Origin of the sequence: Streptomyces sp. NPDC002467, assembly GCF_042889825.1 — a bacterium.
GTDB lineage: Bacteria > Actinomycetota > Actinomycetes > Streptomycetales > Streptomycetaceae > Streptomyces.
This window is the reverse complement of sequence record NZ_JBIARJ010000004.1, coordinates 126,110-140,951: the sequence shown is the minus strand read 5'-3', so window position 1 is coordinate 140,951 and position 14,842 is coordinate 126,110. Positions and strand designations below refer to the sequence as shown.

At 73.2% G+C, this 14,842-nt stretch carries 15 protein-coding genes and 1 tRNA gene; 8 read left to right on the top strand and 8 right to left on the bottom strand.

Going from position 1 to position 14,842, the window contains the following annotated elements; genetic code table 11:
* Positions 1–13 precede the first annotated feature (13 nt).
* From ACFYYJ_RS10295 to ACFYYJ_RS10280, 4 genes are all read left to right on the top strand, one after another.
* Positions 14–769, top strand: a complete 756-nt coding sequence (locus ACFYYJ_RS10295; protein WP_389130758.1) for a (Fe-S)-binding protein — start codon at positions 14–16, stop codon at positions 767–769.
* On the top strand, positions 766–2,259 hold the full coding sequence (locus tag ACFYYJ_RS10290) for a lactate utilization protein B (RefSeq protein ID WP_389130756.1): 1,494 nt from the start codon (positions 766–768) through the stop codon (positions 2,257–2,259). Before ACFYYJ_RS10295 ends, ACFYYJ_RS10290 begins: the two co-directional genes overlap by 4 nt.
* A 266-nt stretch (positions 2,260–2,525) precedes the next feature.
* A complete protein-coding gene (locus ACFYYJ_RS10285) occupies positions 2,526–3,089 on the top strand; it encodes a lactate utilization protein C (protein ID WP_389131331.1) in 564 nt (187 codons plus the stop codon).
* A gap of 4 nt (positions 3,090–3,093) precedes the next feature.
* Positions 3,094–3,486 (top strand): VOC family protein, encoded by a 393-nt coding sequence (locus tag ACFYYJ_RS10280; protein WP_385126891.1) that lies wholly within the window; start codon positions 3,094–3,096, stop codon positions 3,484–3,486.
* Positions 3,487–3,491: 5 nt separating this feature from the next.
* On the opposite strand, the gene ACFYYJ_RS10275 is transcribed toward ACFYYJ_RS10280, so the two are convergent.
* Positions 3,492–3,974 (bottom strand): DUF309 domain-containing protein, encoded by a 483-nt coding sequence (locus ACFYYJ_RS10275; protein ID WP_389130753.1) that lies wholly within the window; start codon positions 3,972–3,974, stop codon positions 3,492–3,494.
* A 114-nt stretch (positions 3,975–4,088) separates the two neighbouring features.
* Here ACFYYJ_RS10275 and ACFYYJ_RS10270 point away from each other — a divergent pair.
* Positions 4,089–4,162 (top strand) — tRNA-Pro (locus ACFYYJ_RS10270).
* Between the two features lie 169 nt (positions 4,163–4,331).
* Here the strand turns inward: ACFYYJ_RS10270 and ACFYYJ_RS10265 are convergent.
* Genes ACFYYJ_RS10265 through ACFYYJ_RS10245 form a run of 5 tightly spaced genes read right to left on the bottom strand, consistent with a single transcriptional unit; the run spans position 4,332 to position 9,637 of the window.
* On the bottom strand, positions 4,332–5,138 hold the full coding sequence (locus ACFYYJ_RS10265) for an ABC transporter ATP-binding protein (protein ID WP_389130751.1): 807 nt from the start codon (positions 5,136–5,138) through the stop codon (positions 4,332–4,334).
* Complete coding sequence (locus tag ACFYYJ_RS10260; RefSeq protein WP_389130749.1) at positions 5,135–6,172, bottom strand: ABC transporter ATP-binding protein; 1,038 nt, start codon at positions 6,170–6,172, stop codon at positions 5,135–5,137. The genes ACFYYJ_RS10265 and ACFYYJ_RS10260 overlap by 4 nt, the downstream gene beginning before the upstream one ends.
* A gap of 5 nt (positions 6,173–6,177) precedes the next feature.
* Positions 6,178–7,056 carry an ABC transporter permease gene (locus ACFYYJ_RS10255; protein ID WP_389130746.1) on the bottom strand — a complete coding sequence of 293 codons (879 nt, stop codon included), beginning with the start codon at positions 7,054–7,056 and terminating at the stop codon, positions 6,178–6,180.
* A complete protein-coding gene (locus ACFYYJ_RS10250; RefSeq protein ID WP_385363708.1) occupies positions 7,053–8,006 on the bottom strand; it encodes an ABC transporter permease in 954 nt (317 codons plus the stop codon). Before ACFYYJ_RS10250 ends, ACFYYJ_RS10255 begins: the two co-directional genes overlap by 4 nt.
* A complete protein-coding gene (locus ACFYYJ_RS10245; RefSeq protein WP_389130743.1) occupies positions 8,003–9,637 on the bottom strand; it encodes an ABC transporter substrate-binding protein in 1,635 nt (544 codons plus the stop codon). Before ACFYYJ_RS10245 ends, ACFYYJ_RS10250 begins: the two co-directional genes overlap by 4 nt.
* Positions 9,638–9,768: 131 nt before the next feature.
* Between ACFYYJ_RS10245 and ACFYYJ_RS10240 the strand changes: the two genes are divergently transcribed.
* The gene (locus tag ACFYYJ_RS10240) at positions 9,769–10,860 is read left to right on the top strand and encodes a LacI family DNA-binding transcriptional regulator (protein ID WP_385126879.1); all 1,092 of its coding nucleotides are present in this window, start codon (positions 9,769–9,771) and stop codon (positions 10,858–10,860) included.
* Here ACFYYJ_RS10240 and ACFYYJ_RS10235 read toward each other — a convergent pair.
* Positions 10,827–12,461, bottom strand: coding sequence for an amidohydrolase (locus ACFYYJ_RS10235; RefSeq protein ID WP_389130740.1), 1,635 nt, complete (start codon positions 12,459–12,461; stop codon positions 10,827–10,829). The genes ACFYYJ_RS10240 and ACFYYJ_RS10235 overlap by 34 nt on opposite strands.
* 93 nt (positions 12,462–12,554) lie before the next feature.
* On the opposite strand from ACFYYJ_RS10235, the gene ACFYYJ_RS10230 reads away from it, so the two are divergent.
* Positions 12,555–13,265, top strand: coding sequence for a TetR/AcrR family transcriptional regulator (locus tag ACFYYJ_RS10230; RefSeq protein WP_389130737.1), 711 nt, complete (start codon positions 12,555–12,557; stop codon positions 13,263–13,265).
* 28 nt (positions 13,266–13,293) lie between these two features.
* On the opposite strand, the gene ACFYYJ_RS10225 is transcribed toward ACFYYJ_RS10230, so the two are convergent.
* The gene (locus ACFYYJ_RS10225) at positions 13,294–13,713 is read right to left on the bottom strand and encodes a MarR family winged helix-turn-helix transcriptional regulator (protein ID WP_385363714.1); all 420 of its coding nucleotides are present in this window, start codon (positions 13,711–13,713) and stop codon (positions 13,294–13,296) included.
* Between the two features lie 216 nt (positions 13,714–13,929).
* Between ACFYYJ_RS10225 and ACFYYJ_RS10220 the strand changes: the two genes are divergently transcribed.
* A complete protein-coding gene (locus ACFYYJ_RS10220) occupies positions 13,930–14,841 on the top strand; it encodes an SDR family oxidoreductase (protein ID WP_389130734.1) in 912 nt (303 codons plus the stop codon).
* Position 14,842 lies beyond the last annotated feature (1 nt).

The following is a 14,842-nucleotide window of genomic DNA, read 5'->3' as shown; positions in this document are numbered from 1 at the left end:
TATTGTGCCCATCATGCGCGCCGCCCTGTTCGTCACCTGCGTCAACGACGTGCTGTACCCCCGGACCGGCATCGCCGTCGTACGCCTTCTGGAGCGGCTCGGCGTGGAAGTCGACTTCCCGGCCGCCCAGACCTGCTGCGGCCAGCCGCAGTACAACACGGGCTATCGGCACGAAACGGAACCGCTGCTGCGGCGTACGGCCCGGGCCTTCGCCGGACACGAGTACGTGGTCACCCCCTCCGGGTCCTGCGCCGCGATGATCCGCGAGCACTACCCGCGCATCGGCCGCAAGGCCGCGGGGGAGGGGCGCGGCACCGAACTCGCCGAGGCGGCCGACTCCCTCGCCCCGCGCGTGTACGAACTCACCGAGTTCCTCGTCGACGTGCTCGGGGTGACGGACGTCGGCGCGTACTTCCCGCACACCGTCACCTACCACCCCTCCTGCCACGGCCTGCGCGGCCTCGGACTCGGCGACCGGCCCCGCCGCCTGCTGACCGCCGTCAAGGGGCTGGAGCTGGTCGAACTGCCCGGCGCCGAGGAGTGCTGCGGCTTCGGCGGCACCTTCGCCGTCAAGAACCCGGCCGTCTCCACCGCCATGGGCACCGACAAGATCGCGAACGCGGCCGCGAGCGGGGCCGAGGTGCTGTGCGGCGCCGACAACTCCTGCCTCGCCCACCTCGACGGCCTGCTGCGCCGCGCGGACGCCCCGCTGCGGGCCCTGCACCTCGCCGAGATCCTGGCCGCGACCGAGGAGGAACCCCTCTCATGACGCGCACGCACCTCGGCATGCCGGCGTTCCCGCCGACCTTCCCCGCCTTCCCGGAAGCGGCCGGTGAAGCCGTCCGGGACCGGGTGCTGCGCGCCAACCTCCGGCACGCCACCCACACGATCCGCGACAAGCGGGCCCGGGCCGTGGCCGAACTGGAGGACTGGGACCGGCTGCGGGCCGCCGGAAAGGCGATCAAGGACCACACGCTGCGTCACCTCGACCACTACCTCATCCGGTTGGAGGAATCGGTGACGGCCGCCGGCGGCACCGTCCACTGGGCGGCCGACGCCGACGAGGCCAACCGCATCGTGACCGACCTGGTGCGGGCGACCGGGCAGCGGGAGGTCGTCAAGGTCAAGTCCATGGCCACCCAGGAGATCGGCCTCAACGAGGCCCTGGAGGCGGCCGGGATCGCCGCCTACGAGACCGACCTCGCCGAGCTGATCGTGCAGCTCGGCCACGACCGCCCCTCGCACATCCTGGTCCCGGCCATCCATCGCAACCGCGGCGAGATCCGCGACATCTTCCGCGCGGAGATGGGGGAGTGGGGTCGCCCGGCGCCCGAAGGGCTCGGCGACGACCCGCGCGAACTCGCCGAAGCCGCCCGCCTGCACCTGCGCGAGAAGTTCCTGCGCGCCGAAGTCGCCGTCTCCGGCGCCAACTTCATGGTGGCCGAGACCGGCACGATGGTCGTCTTCGAATCAGAGGGAAACGGCCGCATGTGCCTGACCCTGCCCCGGACCCTGATCTCGGTCGTCGGCATCGAGAAGGTCGTCCCGACCTTCCGCGACCTGGAGGTCTTCCTCCAGACGCTGCCGCGCTCCTCGACGGCCGAGCGGATGAACCCGTACACGACGATGTGGACCGGGACCACCGACGGCGACGGACCCTCCGCCTTCCACCTCGTGCTCCTCGACAACGGCCGCACCGACACCCTCGCCGACGAGACCGGCCGCCAGGCCCTGCGGTGCATCCGCTGCTCCGCCTGCCTCAACGTGTGCCCCGTCTACGAACGCGCGGGCGGCCACGCCTACGGCTCCGTCTACCCCGGGCCCATCGGCGCCATCCTCAGCCCCCAACTCCGCGGCACCGCGAGCGAGATCGACGCCACGCTGCCCTACGCCTCCACCCTGTGCGGGGCCTGCTACGAGGTCTGCCCCGTCGCCATCGACATCCCCGAGGTGCTCGTCCACCTGCGCGAGCGGGTGGCCCAGGGCGGCCCCGTGACCCGGGAGGGGATCCGGGTGACCGTCCGCCCCGCGCACGGCCACGCCGCCGAACGGGCCGCCATGCGCGCCGCCCGGCTGCTCCTGGACCGCCCGGCCGCCCTGCGCGCGGGCGAACGGCTGCTGGCCCGGGCCCGCCGACTGGCGCCGCGCCGCCTCCCGGGACCCGGACGGGCCTGGACCGACACGCGCGAACTGCCCGACCTTCCCGCCGAGTCCTTCCGTGACTGGTGGACCAACCGCGAACGGGAGACCCCGCAGTGAGCAGCAGGGACCGCATCCTGGCCCGCATCCGCCGGGCGACCGCCGGCCCGGAGGCCCCGGCCCCGGAGGCCCCGGCCCCGGAGGCCCCGGCCCCGGAGGCCCCGGCCCCGGACGCCCCGGCCCCGGATGCCCCGGCCCCGGATGCCCCGACCCCGGATGCCCCGACCCCGGACGCCCCGGCCCCAGACGCCCCGGCCCCAGACGCCCCGGCCCCGGACGCCCCGGCCCCGGACGCCCGGCCGTTCGCCCCCGGCCCGGACACCGGCATCCCCCGGGACTACCTGCGGGTCCACGGCACCCGCACCCCGTCCGAAAGCGCCGACCTGCTCGCCGCCAACCTCGCCGAGTACCGCGCGAAGGTCCACCGCACCGACGAGGACGGCATCGCCCGGCTGCTGACGCGCCTCCTGGCCGTGCACGGGTCGAGCACGGTCCTCGTACCGCCCGCCCTGCCCCCGCACTGGCTCAAGGAGGCCGACCCGGTCCGCATCCACGACCGGGCCGCGTCGACCCCGGCCGAACTGGACAGGATCGACAGCGTGGTCACCGGCTGCGCCCTGGCCATCGCCGAGACGGGCACGATCGTCCTCGACGGCGGACCCGACCAGGGCCGACGCCGCATCACCCTGATCCCCGACCACCACATCTGCGTGGTCCGCGTCCCCGAGCAGCTCGTGGACTCCGTACCGCAGGCCCTCGAACGCCTCGACCCCGCCCGCCCGATGACCTGGATCTCGGGCCCGTCCGCCACCAGCGACATCGAACTCGACCGGGTGGAGGGCGTACACGGCCCGCGCATCCTGGAAGTGGTCCTCCTCGGCGCACAATGAGGGCATGCCCTCCCACATCGCCCTCACCGCCCTCGTCGTCCACGACTACGACGAGGCCATCGACTTCTACACCCGCGCCGTCGGCTTCGACCTCGCCGAGGACACCGCCCGCCCGGACGGTTCGCGGTGGGTCGTGGTCCGCCCGCCAGGCGCCACCGAATCGGCCCTCCTGCTGGCCCGGGCCAAGGACGACGCCCAGCGCTCCCGCGTCGGGGACCAGACGGGCGGGCGCGTCGGCTTCTTCCTGTACACCGACGACTTCACGCGCGACCACGCCCGGATGACCGCCGAGGGCGTCCGCTTCCTGGAGGAGCCTCGACACGAGCCGTACGGCTCCGTCGCCGTCTTCGAGGACCTGTACGGCAACCGCTGGGACCTCCTCCAGCCGGCCGGATAGCCCCCTCAGCCGAGACCGGGCGCACCGGTGAGCCGGGGCGCCTCGCGGGCCGGGTCGACGGGCCCGCCCGCCTCGACCCGGCCCGCCAGCTCCAGCGCCCACCCGGCCAGCCCCGCCACGTCCATCCCGTACGCCTCCTCCAGCCCGGCCAGCGAGCCGGCCCCGCGGCGCAGCAGCCGTGCCCCGCCTACCGCGTTCCCGCGCGCGGCGTGCGTCAGCCCGACGGCGAGCTGGGCGAGCCCCCGCCACAGCGGGGCCTCCGCCTCGGGCCCCGACTTCCACGCGTCCTCGAACACCTCGTGCGCGTGGAACGGCATCCCGGCGTCCAGCAGCCGCTGCGCCTCGCGCACGGTCTCCGCGGGCGAGCGCACCACCCCCTCGGGCTGCCGCTCCACCCCCGGCGCCCCGTAGGGCAGCGGCCGCCCCAGCCCGTCCCTCGGCCGCGCACTCCGCGCCCGCCCGTCGCCATCCCGATCCCGTACGTTCACCGGCCCATCCTCTCCCGGGGCGATTACCGGTGCATGCACACCCCTCGGCGTGGGGTAATGTTCTGCATGTGCCGCCGGTCAGGGGAAACCCGGAAAGACCGGACAAAGGTGCAACGGGACGTGGCGCAGCTTGGTAGCGCACTTGACTGGGGGTCAAGGGGTCGCAGGTTCAAATCCTGTCGTCCCGACTTCGTTGTTCGAAGTCGGAGGCCGTTCTCTCATTTTGAGAGGACGGCCTTTCGTGCGTCCGCGGGCCACGACGAGGACCCAGGGGCACAACCCGGCCGGGCCCGCGTCGAAAGGCCTCGCGCCGGCATCGGCGGAGGCCCTGGCGCGGGCCCGGGGTGCGGGTGGTGGTCAGCGGTCCGCGGGGGACCGCCTGCGACGGGGGACCGAGTCCAGGAGGAGCCGCGTGTACGGGTGTTCCGGGGCCTCCAGGACCCGTGAGGTCGGGCCCGTCTCCACGACCTGGCCGGACTTGAGCACGAGGACCTCGTCGGCGATGTGCCGGACCACCGCCAGGTCGTGGGTGACGAAGAGGTAGCCGATCCCCGATGCGCTGCGGATCTGCCCGAGGAGTTCGAGTATCTGCGCCTGGATCGACACGTCGAGCGCGGCGACGGCCTCGTCGAGGACGAGGACCCGGGGCTCCACGGCGAGGGCACGGGCGATCGCCACGCGCTGCCGCTGGCCGCCCGAGAGGTCGCGGGGGAGGGCGGCGGCCTCGCGCGGGCCGAGGCCGACCTGGTCCAGGAGTTGGGTGACCCGGGTGCCGCGGCCGGCCGCGTCGAGATCCGTGTGGAGGCGCAACACCTCGTCCAGGCATCCGGAGACGCTCACCCGGGGATCGAGCGAGAGGTACGGATCCTGGAAGACCATCTGGATCTCCCGAGCCCTGGCCAGCCGTTCCGCCCGCCGCCGGGGCAGCGCGGAGCGGTCCCGGCCGTCCAGGCGGACGGTCCCGCCGTCCGGGCGCTCCAGGCCGACCAGCATCCGGACCGTGGTGGTCTTGCCGCTTCCGGACTCCCCGACGATCGCGAGGCAGGCCCCGGGAGCCAGGGAGAAGGAGACGCCGTCGACCGCGGTGTGGTCCCCGTACTGCTTGCGCAGACCTTCGACGACCAGTCCCTCGGCGACCGGTGCCTCTTTCGCTGAGGCGGTCACAGCGTGATCCCTTCGTCCGCGCGGTGGCAGGCGGCGAATCCGTCGCCGTGCCGGGTGAGTACGGGCTTCTCCTCGGAGCAGCGCGCCACCGCGTGCGCGCAGCGCGCGGCGAAGGCGCAGCCCGACGGGGCCTCGGCCAGCGAGACCGGGCGCCCGGGGATGGGGCGCGGCGCGGGGGCGCCGGCTTCGATGCTCGGCGTGCAGGCGAGCAGCCCCGCGGTGTACGGGTGCCGGGGCCGGTCGAACAGTTCGTCGGTGCCCCGCGTTTCCACGATCCGGCCCGCGTACATCACGTACACCCGGTCACAAACGGTGGCCGCCAGTTCGAGGTCGTGGGTGACGAAGAGCAGACCCGTGCCGCGCTCGGCGCGCAGCCGGGCGAGGAGTTCGACGATCTCCGCCTGGGTCGTGACGTCCAGGGCGGTGGTCGGCTCGTCGGCGACGATCAGCGCGGGTTCGGCCGCGAGCGCCGCGGCGATGACCACCCGTTGGAGCATGCCGCCGGAGAACTCGTGGGGACGGCGGCGCAGGGCGCCGCGCGGGTCCCGGATACCGACCGCGTCGAGGAGTTCGAGGGCCCGCGCGTCCGCCGTGGCGGCCGGGGTCCCGGCCGCGCGCAGGCCCTCCGTCAGGAAGTCGCCCACGCGGCGCAGCGGGTTCACGGAGGCACGCGGGTCCTGGAAGACCATCGCGACCTGCCGGGCCCGCAGCTCGGCCAGTTCCGTGCGGTTCATGGTCAGTACGTCCCGGCCCGCGACCCGGACCTCGCCGCTGGTGCTCGCGCCCCCGGGCAGCAGCCCGAGAACGCTGCGGCACGCCACCGACTTCCCGGAGCCGGACTCGCCGACGAGGCCGACGCTCTCCCCGGGGCCCACCCGCAGGTCGACCCCGTCCAGGATCGGGCGTCCGGCCCGGTCGTCGGGCAGCCGGACCCCGAGCCCGTCGATCTCCAGGATCGGACGCCGGCCGCCGGCCGGGACCGGAGTCGCGTCCCGCTGTTCCCGCTGTTCCCGCTGTTCCCGCTGTTCGTTCATGCGGTTCACCGCTTCCGCCTCGCGATCCGGTCGGCGAGGCCCTCGCCGACGATGCCGAACGCCACCACGGCGAGCACGATGCACACGGAAGGCGCGAGGGCGGGCAGCATCGCCCCTTGCTGGACGGCCGCTTGGCCTTCGTTGATCATCGCGCCCCAGTCGGCGGTCGGCGGCTGCACTCCGAAGCCGAGGTAGGAGAGCGCCGCCAGGTCCATCAGCGCGTACCCGAAGTTCATGGCGGACTGGGCGAAGACGGTGGCGGCGATGTTGGGCAGCAGGTGGCGCAGGCAGACGGTCCAGCCGGACCAGCCCTGCACCCGGTAGGACTCGATGTACGGGCGGGCCTTCTCCTGGCGTGCGATGCCGCGTACCAGCCGGCCCACGTACGGGGTGTAGGCCACCGCCATCGCGATCACGGGCGCGGTCATCCCAGCGCCGACGACCGAGACGAGCAGGATGGCGAGCAACAGCCCGGGAATCGCGAAGACCATGTCCATCGAGCGGGACAGGACGGAGTCCGCCCAACCGCCGCGCCAGGCCGCCACCACGCCGAGCAGGGTGCCGAGCAGGGTGGAGACGCCGACGACGAGCAGCGGGCCGAGCAGCCCGGTGCGGGCCCCGTACATCAGCCGGGACAGGACGTCCCGCCCGGACTGGTCGGTGCCGAGCAGGTGCTCGCCGGTGGTTCCGGCCAGGCTCGCCGAGAGGTCGAGGGCCTCGGGGTCGTACGGTGCGAGGACGGGGGCGAGCGCGGCGACCAGGACGAGGACGGCGAGCACCGCGACCGAGGCGGTGAACAACGGCCCCTGGGCGAGGAGGCGCAGGGGGCGCAGGCCGGGCCGGCGGCGCAGGACGGCGGGCTCCGGAGGAGCGGTGGTGGTCATGAGGAGCCTTCCCCGTGGAGCGACAGCCGGGGGTCGATGAGCGGTGCGAGCAGGTCGACCGCGAGGTTGACGAGGACGAACGCGCCGACGCTGAGCAGGGTGATGGCCTGCACGACGGCGAAGTCCTTGGCGGTGACCGACTGCACGAGCAGGGAGCCGAGACCGGGCACGTCGAAGGCGGTCTCGACGATCGAGGTGCTGATGAGGAGTCCTGCGAGCATCGTGCCGCCGACGGTGACGACCGGGCCGAGCGCGTTGCGCAGGACGTGCCGGCGGACCACCGTCCGCCCCTGGACTCCGCGGGCGTGCGCCACCTCGACGTGTTCCCGGCCGAGTTCGTCGAGCATCGCCGAGCGGGTCACCCGGGCGAGCAGACCCGCGAAGGTCAGCGCCAGGGCGAAGGCCGGCAGGGTCAGGTGGTGCAGCCTTTCGGAGAATCCGACGGGCGTGCCGCCCGGGCCGGGGAACCAGCCCAGGCGGACGGAGAAGAGGGACACGAGCGCGATCGCGGTCACGAAGGACGGTGTGGCCGTGGCGACACCGCTGCCGAGCAGCACCGCCCGGTCCAGCGGCCCGGGCCGCAGCGCGGCGAGGACCCCGGCCGCCACGCCGATGACGGCGACGAGCAGCGCCGCGTACCCGACGAGCAGGGCCGTGCCGGGCAGGCGCGATCCGATGAGCGCGGAGACGTCCTGGTGGAACTGGGCGGAGGTGCCGAAGTCGCCCTGGAGGACGCCGCCGAGCCACTTCGCGTACTGCACGGGCAGCGGGTCGTCCAGGTGGTACTGGGAGCGCAGGGCCGCCACCGCCTCGGGGGTCGCGGGCCGGCCGTGGAGCAGGAACGACACCGGGTCGCCGGGCGCCAGGTGGACGCTGCCGAAGACCACGAGGGAGGTCACGAACAGCACTGCCACCAGGCCGATGATGCGTCCGATGAGGTAGCGCGTCATTTCGCCGCGGCCCCGATCGTCGCGGCCCACGGGTAGTACAGCTGGGCGATCCCGGTGGGGGCACCGGTCACGCGCTTGCCGAGGAAGACCATGTAGGGCGCCTCGTAGAGGGGGATGATCGGCAGTTCGCGCATCGCGATCTTCTGGAGTTCGGCGGTCAGGTCGGCGCGCTTGGCGGCGTCGGGTTCCGCGTTGGCCCGGTCGAAGGCGGCGTCGTACTCGGCGTTCGACCAGTTGCCGTAGTTGCCGAAGTCGCCGGTGCGCAGGTACTGGTAGAACTCCAGCGGGTCGGGCGTGTTGTCGTACCCGTTGGTGATGACCAGGTCCAGGCCGGCGCGTGCGGCGGGGTCGACGAAGATGCTGCTGTACGCCTCGGGGGCCACCGACTTCAGCTCGACGTCCAGGCCGATCTCACGGCCGGCGGCCTGCACGGCGTTGGCGACGACGCTGATCTCGGGAGCGAGCGTGCTGGTGACCAGGGTGATCTTGCGGCCGGTGGCACCGGCCTCCTGGACGAGCTTCTTCGCGGCGCCGACGTCGTGACCGGGCTCGGGCAGCGTGTCGTGGAGCGCGGCGGTCTTCTCCGGCGCCAGCGCCCACGCGCCGCGCGCGGCGGGGGCCTTGGCGGGGACGCCGATGCCGCCGGCCGCGGCCTTGATGATGTTCTTCCGGTCGAGAGCCAGGGAGAGGGCCTGGCGCACCTTCGCGTCGCCGAGCGGGCCCTTGAAGTCGAGCACGGCGAGGTTCGACGCGGCGGTGTTGGGGCCGAAGAGGACGGTCCCCTTGGCGCCGGACCGCAGCTGTCCGATCGTCGCGGGGGCCACCATGTAGCCGCCGTCGGCGGTGCCGGACAGGAAGGCGTTGGTGCGGGCCGCCACGTCCTCGATGAAGGTGAACTTCACGGTGTCGGCCTTGGGGACGAGCCGGGAGTCCCAGTACGCGCCGTGCTTCTTCAGGGTGATCTCGGTGCCCTGGGACCAGGTGTCGAGGGAGTACGGACCGGTGCAGTTGACCTTGCCCGAGGGGGTTCCGTAGTCCTTGCCGGCCTTGGCGAGGGTGGCGGCGCTCTCGATGGTGCCGGGAGAGGCGGCCATCAGCTCGTGCAGCAGGACGTCGGGCTTGGTGAGCCGGAGCGTCACCTCCAGCGGGCCGGTCTTCTCGACGGCCTTGACGTTCTTGAACGCCGAGCCCCAGGGGGAGCCGGTCGCCGGGTCCATCTGGCGCTGGAGGGAGGCGACCACGTCGTCGGCGGTCATGGTCGTGCCGTCGTGGAACTTCACGTCGGGGCGCAGGGTGTAGACCAGCGTGAGCGGGTCGGGGCGGTCGTACTTCACCGCGAGGCCCGGCTCGATCTTCATGTCGGGGGTGACCCGCATGAGCTGCTCGCACACGTTGGCGAGCACGGTGTTCGGCGGGTAGTCGTACGCGAGGGCGTAGTCGAGCGTGTACGGCTCGGCGTACAGGGACCAGGTGAAGGAGTCCAGGGGGCCCTGGGCGGGCGGCGAGAGCGGAGTGACCTCGAAGTCCGGGCCGCCGGCGGTCTTGGGCGGGGTGGCGCCGGAACAGGCACCGGTGGCGGCCGCGACGGCGGCGGTACAGACGAGGAGCGCGATGGTTCGGGGCATGCGCATGCAGACCCACCCCTTTACGGGTGTAGTGACGGGCGCTGGGGGATGGAGCGAGTATTGATGCGGGAACGTTCCCGCACAAGGTTGTGCGGGAACGGTTTTGCAAAGGTCACGAGGGTGGCAGCATCAGTCGCATGACCGACGTCCCACCGCATGGCGGGCAGCCCTCGCCGCCCCTCCCGCGCGTCCGCCTCGTCGACGTGGCCCGCGAGGCGGGCCTGTCCAAGACGACCGTCTCGGCGGCGCTGAACGGCACCGGAAGGCTCTCTCCCGAGGTCCGGGAGAAGGCCCGCGAGACCGCGCGCAGAATGGGCTACCGGCCCAACGCCGCCGCGCGCCGGCTGCGCGCGGGACGGGCCAGATTGATCGGATACGTGGTCGGGGAGTTCGCCGACGCCCCCTGGACCTTCCTGGAGTCGCCGTACTTCGCCCGGCTGACCGCGGCCACCGCGGCGACGTCGCTGAAGCGCGGTTACGCCGTGGTGCTGCTGCCCGCCGGGTCCCTGCAGAGCGAGTGGGCCGACCTGTCGCTCGACGCGGTGGTCGTCGCCGACCCGGTCGCCGACGACCCGATCGTCGAGGACCTCCTCGCCGCCCGCATCCCCGTGTTCAGCGACCGCTCCGTCGAGGGGCGGCCCGGGGCGTACTGGGTGGACGTGGACACCGGCCGCGCCGTGCGGGGCGCCCTCGACCACGTCCGCGAGCAGGGAGCCCGCCGGCCCGTCCTCCTGGTGCCGGACAGCACCACCCGCTTCCACACCGAGGTGCTGGCCGCGCACCACGAGTGGTGTGCGGTCCACGGCGTGCCGGAACGGGTCGTACGGGCCGGGAGTCCGGGCAACGGTCCCGTCATCCGTGCCGTCGAGACCGCCCTCGCGGGCGACCCGGCGGCCGGCCCGGGACGGCCCGACGCCCTCCTCGTCGTGGCCGAGGCGAGTCCGCCGCTCGTCCTGGACGCGGCGCGCCGGCTCGGCTACGAGGTCCCCGGCGACCTGCTCCTCGTCTGCGTGAGCGAGGACGTCACCGCCGAGCACACCGAGCCGCCCGTGACCACCCTGAGCCTGCGGCCCGAGGCGATCGCGGAGGCGGGCATCGAGATGCTGGTGGCGGTCCTGGAACACGGCGAACGGGAGACGGCGGGGGTGCTCGTCCCGACCCGACTCGACGTACGGGCGTCATCGGTCCGGTCCGCTCAGACCGAGTGCACGAGCCGGCCGCCGACATAGGTCCGCTCCACCCGGGCCTCCGCTATCTCCTCCGCGGGCGCCGTGAGGATGTCGCGGTCCAGGACGACCAGGTCGGCGAGGTTGCCGACGCGCAGGCTGCCCGCGTCGTCGTGACCGTTCACGTGGGCGGCCCCGGCGGTGTAGGAGGCCAGCGCGGTCGGCAGGTCGAGCCGCTGCTCGGGGTAGAAGATCCGGTCGTGGTCGGCTTCGGGATCCCGGCGGTTCACGGCCACGTGGAGGCCCGCGAGCGGATCGGGGCTGCTCACCGGCCAGTCGCTGCCCGCGACGAGGGTCGCGCCCGCGCGCACCAGGTCGCCGAACGGGTACTGCCAGGCGGCGCGCTCCGGACCCAGGAACGGGATGGTCAGGTCGTCCATCTGGGGCTCGTGGGCCGCCCACAGGGGCTGGATGTTGGCCAGGGCGCCCAGCGCGGCGAAGCGGGTGAGGTCCTCGGGGTGGACGACCTGGAGATGGGCGAGGTGGTGGCGGTTGCCGCGGTGTCCGTTGGCCGCCACCGCCGCCTCGATCGCGTCGAGGGCCTCGCGCACGGCACGGTCGCCGAGGGCGTGGAAGTGCACCTGGAAGCCGAGGGCGTCGAGCTCCGTCACGTATCCGCGCAGCGCCCCGGGCTCGATGAAACTCAGGCCGCTGTTGGCGGTGGCGCAGCCGCAGCCGTCCAGATAGGGGGAGGTCATGGCGGCGGTGAAGTTCTCCGCGATGCCGTCCTGCATGACCTTCACCGAGGTCGCGTGGAACCGCCCGGCCCGCATCTTCTCGCGCCGGGCCACCAGTTCGGGGATCTGCTCGGCGCCCCGCGCCCGGTCCCACCAGAGCGCCCCGGTCACCCGGGCCGTGAGGGTGCCGTCCCCGGCCGCGGTCAGGTAGGCGTCCGAGGGATCGGGTCGGCCGCCGAGCTCGCCGAGCATCGCGTCCTGCCACCCCGTGATGCCGAGGGAGTGCAGCAGCTTCTGGGCCCGCAGCAGCCCGGCGAGGAGCTCGGCCTGCGTGCTCGGCGGCAGCAGCCTGCCGACCAGCGAGGTGGCCCCCTCCTGGAGCACGCCGCTCGGAGTGCCGTCCGGCTCGCGCTCGATCCGGCCGTCGGCGGGATCGGGGGTGGCGGCGGTGATCCCGGCGAGTTCGAGCGCCCGGGTGTTGGCCCAGGCACCGTGGTGGTCCCGGTTGGCCAGGAAGACCGGGCGGTCCGGGACGACGGAGTCGATGAGCTGCCGGGTCGGCAGTCCGCCCTCGAAGCTCTCCATCGACCAGCCGCCACCGGTGATCCACTCGCGGTCGGGGTGCGCGTCGGCGTACGCACGGATCCGGGCCAGGTAGTCGTCCACCGTGACGGTCTCGGTCAGATCGCACTCGGCCATCTCCACCCCGGCGAAGACCGGGTGCACGTGGGAGTCCTGGAAGCCGGGGAGCAGCAGCTTCCCCGTCAGGTCGACCACCTCGGTGCCGGGCCCCACGAGTTCGCGCACCTCGTCGTGGCCGACGGCCGCGATCCGGTCGCCGACGACGGCGAGCGAGGTCGCCCGGGTACGGGCCGGGTCCACCGTGAAGACGGGGCCGCGGGTGAAGACCAGATCGGCCTTGGCCATTCGAAAGCTCCAGAGCGTGAGGCGACGGGGGGTGGCGCCATGGAATCGGCAAGGCCGTTTACACGTCAATGGTGTTGACGTAAGGTCCCGGCCATGTCCGAACGTGTCATCCCCGAAGGCGGGCGCAAGCGCCGCAGACCCACCAAGCAGGGCGCCGTCCTCTCGGAGGAGCTCATCGTCGAGACGGCGCTGCGACTGGTCGCCCAGCACGGTGCCGAGGCGCTCTCCGTACGAAGACTGGGCGCCGCACTCGGCGCCGACCCCAGCGCGCTCTACCGCTACTTCCACAACACCGACGCCCTCCTCCTCGCCCTCGCGGACGAAATGATCGGCAGGGCGCAGGAGGGCTGGCGGGCGACCGGGGACTGGCGGGAGGACCTGCGCTCGATGGGGCTGCGGATCCACGCCTGCTACCTGTCCCACCCGCAGGCGGCCGTCCTCGGGGCGTACCGCACGACGGGACGCCCCCACGAGACCCGGGCCGTCGAGCGGATCCTCGGAATCCTCCGCTCGGCGGGCTTCCCGGACGCCTTCGCCGTCCGCGCCTACCACGCGTTCGTCGACCAGGCCCTGGCCTTCGCCGCCCAGGACGCCGCAGCGCTCGCCCTGCCGAAGACCGCCCGGGAGGCGGACGAGGCGGTCTGGAACTCGGTCTACGGCCGACTGTCGGCCGACACCCATCCGAACATCGCCGCGACCTTCCCGCTGCTCGCCGCCGACATGCGCGACAGCGGCTACCCCTTCGCCCTGGAACTGATGCTCAGCGCGATGGCGGTGGTGCTCCAGACGGCGGCCGAGAGCTGAGCAACGGCCGCTCCGCGGGTGCGCCGGGTCAGGACAGGGCGCGCCAGGACTCGTTCAGCGCGGCTCGGAACGCCTCGGTCTGCTCGGGGCTCAGGCCGGCGGTCATGCGTTCCTCGATGCGGCGCGCGGGCTCGGCGTACTCGGCGAGCAGTCGCCGCCCGGGGTCGGCGAGCAGGATGAGGCGTTCGCGGCGGTTGGCCGGATTGGGCTCGCGTCGGATCAGGCCGCGGGCCTCCAGCGTGCGGACCATGTCGGCCATCGACTGGGCGGTGACGAAGGAGTCGCGGGCGAGCTGCGCCGCGGAGATGCCGTCGTGCCGCTCCAGCACCGTCAGGGCGGTGTACTGCAACGCCGTGACCCCGGCGGGCTTGAGCAGCTCGTCCAGGCGGGCGCGCACCACCAGCTCCGTTCTCTTGACCAGGTAGAGCAGCGACGTGCTCACGTCCATCCTCCCGTCGTGGCGGCCCGCGTGGGGCGGCTCGTACCGCTCCCGGTGCCGTGTGACCGGTACGCGGTGCCGCCTCACCCTAGGGCATTGACAGGAATCCTGCCGATTGCTCAGACTGCATTCATCAGGATTCCTGTCGATCGCGGCTCGGCCGTTGCTTCCGGGATTCCCTCATCGCTCCTTTCACCCCCTTCATCCCTTTCGGGAGGCACCCTCATGGATCTTCAGGGCAAGGTCGCCGTAGTCACCGGCAGCGGACGCGGTCTCGGCCTGGCATACGCCCAGGCCCTCGCCGCCGCGGGTGCCGCCGTCGTCGTCAACGACGTCGACAAGGACACGGTGGACGCCGCCGTCGCATCGATCACGTCCCGCGGAGGCACCGCGACCGGCGTCGCGGCCGCCGTGGGCGACAGCGAAGCGGCCCAGCGGCTCGTGGACGCGGCGGTCGCGGCGTTCGGCCGCCTGGACGTGCTCGTCACCAACGCCGGCATCCTGCGCGACCGCGTGCTGTGGAAGATGACCGACGAGGACTTCGACGACGTCGTACGGGTCCACCTGCGCGGCACGTTCACCTGCGCCCGAGCCGCCGCCGTCCGCATGCGCGAGCAGGGCACCGGCGGTCGCCTCGTCCTGATCTCCTCGCCCGCCGGCCAGCGCGGCAACTTCGGCCAGGGCAACTACGCCGCCGCCAAGGCCGGCATCGTCGCCATGGCCCGCACCTGGGCCATGGAACTGGGCCGCGCCGGCATCACCGTCAACGCCGTCGTGCCCGTCGCCGCCACGGAGATGACCAGGACCATCCCGGCGTTCGCCCCGGTCATCGAGGAGTCCGAGCGCACCGGCGAGCCACTGCCGGACTGGCTGCGCAAGGACGAGGGCCTCGGCACCGTCGAGGACGTCGCCGGTCTGATCACCTTCCTGGCCTCGGACGCCTCCGACGGAGTGACCGGGCAGGCCATCGGCATCGGTGGCGACCGTCTCGCCCTGTGGGCCCACCCGAAGGAGAAGGCGGTCGCCTTCGCCGACGGGGGCTGGAGCGGCGACACCATCGCCGCGTTGTGGCCGGACGGCGTCGGCGCCGAGCCCGAGACCTACGGCATCCCCGCGCCCCAGGCCCCGGAGGCATGAG

What these genes read in the sequence shown, in the direction of transcription:
- ACFYYJ_RS10230 (WP_389130737.1), top strand. Translation starts at nt 12,555, where the DNA reads ATGTCCGAACGTGTCATCCCCGAAGGCGGGCGCAAGCGCCGCAGACCC.
- ACFYYJ_RS10290 (WP_389130756.1), top strand. Translation starts at nt 766, where the DNA reads ATGACGCGCACGCACCTCGGCATGCCGGCGTTCCCGCCGACCTTCCCC.
- ACFYYJ_RS10295 (WP_389130758.1), top strand. Translation starts at nt 14, where the DNA reads ATGCGCGCCGCCCTGTTCGTCACCTGCGTCAACGACGTGCTGTACCCC.
- ACFYYJ_RS10245 (WP_389130743.1), bottom strand. Translation starts at nt 9,637, where the DNA reads ATGCGCATGCCCCGAACCATCGCGCTCCTCGTCTGTACCGCCGCCGTC.
- ACFYYJ_RS10280 (WP_385126891.1), top strand. Translation starts at nt 3,094, where the DNA reads ATGCCCTCCCACATCGCCCTCACCGCCCTCGTCGTCCACGACTACGAC.
- ACFYYJ_RS10220 (WP_389130734.1), top strand. Translation starts at nt 13,930, where the DNA reads ATGGATCTTCAGGGCAAGGTCGCCGTAGTCACCGGCAGCGGACGCGGT.
- ACFYYJ_RS10240 (WP_385126879.1), top strand. Translation starts at nt 9,769, where the DNA reads ATGACCGACGTCCCACCGCATGGCGGGCAGCCCTCGCCGCCCCTCCCG.
- ACFYYJ_RS10255 (WP_389130746.1), bottom strand. Translation starts at nt 7,056, where the DNA reads ATGACCACCACCGCTCCTCCGGAGCCCGCCGTCCTGCGCCGCCGGCCC.
- ACFYYJ_RS10225 (WP_385363714.1), bottom strand. Translation starts at nt 13,713, where the DNA reads ATGGACGTGAGCACGTCGCTGCTCTACCTGGTCAAGAGAACGGAGCTG.
- ACFYYJ_RS10260 (WP_389130749.1), bottom strand. Translation starts at nt 6,172, where the DNA reads ATGAACGAACAGCGGGAACAGCGGGAACAGCGGGAACAGCGGGACGCG.
- ACFYYJ_RS10235 (WP_389130740.1), bottom strand. Translation starts at nt 12,461, where the DNA reads ATGGCCAAGGCCGATCTGGTCTTCACCCGCGGCCCCGTCTTCACGGTG.
- ACFYYJ_RS10250 (WP_385363708.1), bottom strand. Translation starts at nt 8,006, where the DNA reads ATGACGCGCTACCTCATCGGACGCATCATCGGCCTGGTGGCAGTGCTG.